The sequence below is a fragment of the Gammaproteobacteria bacterium genome, assembly GCA_022450155.1.
Classification (GTDB): Bacteria; Pseudomonadota; Gammaproteobacteria; order Arenicellales; family UBA868; genus REDSEA-S09-B13.
The window spans coordinates 1-4,014 of the sequence record JAKUQR010000062.1 but is presented as its reverse complement, the minus strand read 5'-3'; the positions used below and the strand labels follow the sequence as shown (position 1 = coordinate 4,014).

The following is a 4,014-nucleotide window of genomic DNA, read 5'->3' as shown; positions in this document are numbered from 1 at the left end:
CCGCTGTGTGACGGCACCCACAAATCGCTCTAACCAACGGCTGGGGCACTCTGGAGCGGTGGACACGACAGCAGTCATTCCCTGAATAGGATCTTTTTAGACCTGACCGTAGATCGAGGTCTGGTCACCCAGCGCTTCAAGGTGTTCAGCACAGTTCAGCAATTCAACCCGCCAGGGTGGCGATGATTCGATGCGGGTGACACCGGCATTGCGAAATGGAAACAGTCGTCCAATGTCAGAAGCGGGCGCCTGGGCGTCCAGATGATTACGTAACAGGGCAGCACAGACCAATCCATGGGTAACCACGGCCAATGTCCTGCCTGCGGGCAGCGCCGACTGAATTCTCGACCAGGCGTGACTCACGCGCTGATCGAATTCCTGCCACGTTTCCCCCTCTTCGGGTTCATAGTTTTCGGCAAACGGATCAATGTCTCGGGCCTCAAGATCGATAAATCGCTGCCCCCGCAGACGACCGAAATTTCGCTCTTGAAGCAACGATTCAAACTCAATTTTGACACCGGTTTCATCAGACAATGCCTGAGCCGTCATGGCGGCCCGGGGGAGATCACTGGCCAGGATCCGTGTAATGCCTTCAGTGTTCAGACGTTGTGCCAGTCGAATCGCCTGCTCCTGGCCCCGAACCGACAGCGGTGTTTCTGCCGGCTGCATAATACGATCGCGGTTGAACGCAGTTTCGCCATGGCGGACCATTAATAAACTCATGGAGATTCCTGATCGTTTTCCAGCGGTTCGCTGGCGAGCAACCAAATCTGTTCGGGACCTTCCACCTGTGCATTGTGCCCCAGGCCCGACAGCTCCCGAGCTGCGACATCCAGGGCGCTCAGTTCCCCAGCGCTGACCATCTGGTCGTGTTCGCCGCACGCAAGTACCACTTTGCAGCGTCCGACCTGAACCAGTTCAGCGACGGGCGGTCGACCAACCGCATGAATTTCCGGGTCAGCGGCAAGACGATACCGGCCGTCGTCACCTGCGACGACACCACACTGTGCAGTGGGGGAATCGGAATTGACCAGACCGATCAGTCCGGATACCTTGAGGTAGCGTTCTACCGCCTCGGCCTGCGTTGCCCACCAGCGAACAGGCCGTGTTGACAATGTCTGCATCTGTTCCTGTTCCGCCTCTTTCCAGCTGACCTTGATCCCCACACCCAGTACCCGCTCGACGTTAGGCAACGCACCACCCAGCATCAGCCCGACCACACCCCCCATCGAGTGCCCGACCACCACCAACTGACCGGCTTCGTTGATGAGCGGGATCAGGTCGCCCATCAGACTGTCATAGGTATACGGCCTTTCCCATGGAGAACGTCCATGCCCCCGGAACGTAGGTAAAGCCCGGCCACATCAGTCTCCTGCCGGGTCATGCCCGCCCGGTGGGCAGCGGCGCCCAGTCCTGAAACCGTATGATCAACTCGAGCAGGCGACGGGTCATGTCTGCCTGCAGTAACTGATGGGCAGGATCATTCCACAAGTTGTTGACCTCCAGCGGGTCCGCAACAAGGTCATAGAGTTCTCCCCACGGAGCAGGTTCATAGAGCGTCATACGGGCGCCAACCGTCACCACAGTCCGCACTCGTTGTGCACGGTCAAATCCAAGGTAAATCAGCTCACGGTCGTCTTCGATCAGCAGTGCGTCGCGGCCGTCCGTTTCACCGTCATAAATTGTTGGCATTAATCCGGTGCCCTGCATACCGAAATAGGGACGAATGCCACAGCGTTCTAAAATCGTCGCCGGGATATCGATACTCTGGGCGAGCGACGTAATGACTGACGACGTGTCAGTGGTAGGATCGAACCAGATAAAAGGCACCCGAATCAGTCCACGATAGTGCAGTGGTCCTTTCAGCATGATTCCGTGATCGCCCATGAAGTCACCATGGTCACTGGTAAAAACCAGTACGGTGTTGCTGGCAAGCCCGTTGTCTTCCAAGGCTTTAATCACTTGACCGACAGCGTCATCAATCATCGTGATCATACCGTAGGTCAGTGCGATAGCCTCCCGCGCTTCTCGCTCAGTCACGGCATAGGGCAGTGTGCTCTGGCGTTTGGCATCACCCCCTGCCAGATCTTCCCACATGTGACGTAACATCGGCGAATCACCCAGGCCAAAACTTTTGGGCACTGCGATCGATGCCGGGTCGTACATATCCCAGTAGCGCCCCGGTGGCGTAAACGGGTGATGCGGATCTGGAAAGGAGCACTGTATAAAAAATGGGCTTCCTTCGGCCTCTGTTGCCAAATCCGCAATGTGCTCACAAGTACGATTTGCAATATATCGTGTTGGATAGAGATCCTCGGGTACCCGGGTGCGCCAGCCCTGCGGCGTCACAATGGTTTTATCTTCGATGGCGTTATCCGGCCCACGCAGTGACTCCGGGTCCGGATGTTTGCTGGACAACCAGCGCAGGTACGCACCGCCGACCATGTCACCATGTTCGGTACACAAGTCGACATGTTCGAAACCATAAAAAGGAGTGGTCACTTCGTGAGACGGGTCCTCACGCCACAGTCTGGCATTTTCGTTTTCATAAGCCGCACCAGCATACGCATGCTCGAACGCTTCAAAGACTTCGCCATCGTCCCCGAGCGCTTCAGGCGGCGTGTGGGCCCGGGGCAACCCGGTCATATTCTGCAGGTGAGACTTGCCGATCAGTGCCGTATGATAGCCAGCGCTGCGCAATGATTTGACAAAAGTTCTGGATTCCAGTGGCAGCGGGTTGCCGTTGGTCCGTGCTCGATGCAACGATGGCATCCGACCAGTCATCATCGACGCCCGGTTGGGCATACAGAACGGATTGGCAACATAGAACTGTTCGAACCGCGTACCCGACTGGGCCAGTCGATCGATGTTCGGAGTCTGCACCACCGGGTTACCGTAACAACCGAGATGATCAGCACGATGCTGGTCACTGACAAAAAAAACGTAATTTGGTTTGTTCGATCGCATTCTGTTTCAGTTGTATGTCGTGGTTGGGCGCTTAACCGTCAGGCCGAGTTTCATATTGGCAGTGCCGAGTCTATCGTGCTTTTACTCCAACTGACCCGATGGGTTCGGCTCCGGGCTGCTGAAGGCATCGTACCAGTCCCCACATTTTTCTCGGGCGTCTTCCCAGTCTTCTACACTTTCGGTGTTACGGTACATCAGGAAGGGGCGCAACCGGTTCAGGTAATGATCCAGCATGCCCTGAGGTCGAAACTGCGTCGCGGCATAGCCATTCCAGTGGACCAGTTGTTCGAGTGGCCGTCTGTAGCGCAGTCGGACATCTTTCTTTGGATAACCCACGGGTATCGTGCCGCACGCTGAGAGATACGAGGGATACCCCAGTAGTTCCGACAACGCCAGATTGGTGGATATCTCACCACCGCCGGACAGCCACGCTGATGTCAATCCCTGGGCCGTGACGGCAAGTTGAATGTTCTGGATCACGGCCCCCAGTGAGCAGTAGTAAATGTTTTCGTTATTCGCGACGTATTCATCCGGTCCTTCGGCATCTTCATTGTGTTGCGGAAAAGCGACCTTCCAGCGGGAATCACCCAGAACGATGAAAATCGCCACGGTGTTTGACAGATAAGCTTTGCTCACCGCAGGAAAACCCTTGGCCTTAACAAACAATCGTTTCGACTGCTCAACAAAAATATCGATCACAGCATCGCGCACAGCTGGATTATCCACAATGATCAGATCCCAACACTGGGTATTGGCGCCAGTCGGCGCCCAGCGTGCGGACTCCGCCACCGACAGCAGGGTATCCCGTGAGACCTTCCTGCCGCGCTCGAACTGACGTACGCTTCGCCGGCGGCGCATGATATCGGTGAGAAGACGGTGTTGTTCACCTGGCTGTGCGTTTGCGGCATCAACTTCGTTCATGACTTTTCTCCTGATCCGGGCTATAACCATTCAACCACGTTTGCTGACAGCAGAAAACCATCCGCTGACGACGGGTGCTACACTGACTGGAATTACACTCAATTCATATCGTCATGCCGGCAGATC

The 4,014-nt window shown here is 55.9% G+C and carries 4 protein-coding genes; all 4 read right to left on the bottom strand.

The features are described from left to right. Positions 1-96: 96 nt before the first annotated feature. The 4 genes from MK323_15170 to MK323_15155 all read right to left on the bottom strand — a co-directional run bounded on the left by MK323_15170 (position 97) and on the right by MK323_15155 (position 3,888). The gene (locus MK323_15170) at positions 97-723 is read right to left on the bottom strand and encodes a histidine phosphatase family protein (protein ID MCH2483485.1); all 627 of its coding nucleotides are present in this window, start codon (positions 721-723) and stop codon (positions 97-99) included. Beyond that, the gene (locus MK323_15165; protein MCH2483484.1) at positions 720-1,289 is read right to left on the bottom strand and encodes an alpha/beta fold hydrolase; all 570 of its coding nucleotides are present in this window, start codon (positions 1,287-1,289) and stop codon (positions 720-722) included. Before MK323_15165 ends, MK323_15170 begins: the two co-directional genes overlap by 4 nt. Before the next feature lie 91 nt (positions 1,290-1,380). Further along, positions 1,381-2,967, bottom strand: coding sequence for a sulfatase-like hydrolase/transferase (locus MK323_15160; GenBank protein ID MCH2483483.1), 1,587 nt, complete (start codon positions 2,965-2,967; stop codon positions 1,381-1,383). An 81-nt stretch (positions 2,968-3,048) separates the two neighbouring features. Continuing rightward, on the bottom strand, positions 3,049-3,888 hold the full coding sequence (locus MK323_15155; protein ID MCH2483482.1) for a nitroreductase family protein: 840 nt from the start codon (positions 3,886-3,888) through the stop codon (positions 3,049-3,051). Positions 3,889-4,014: the final 126 nt, after the last annotated feature.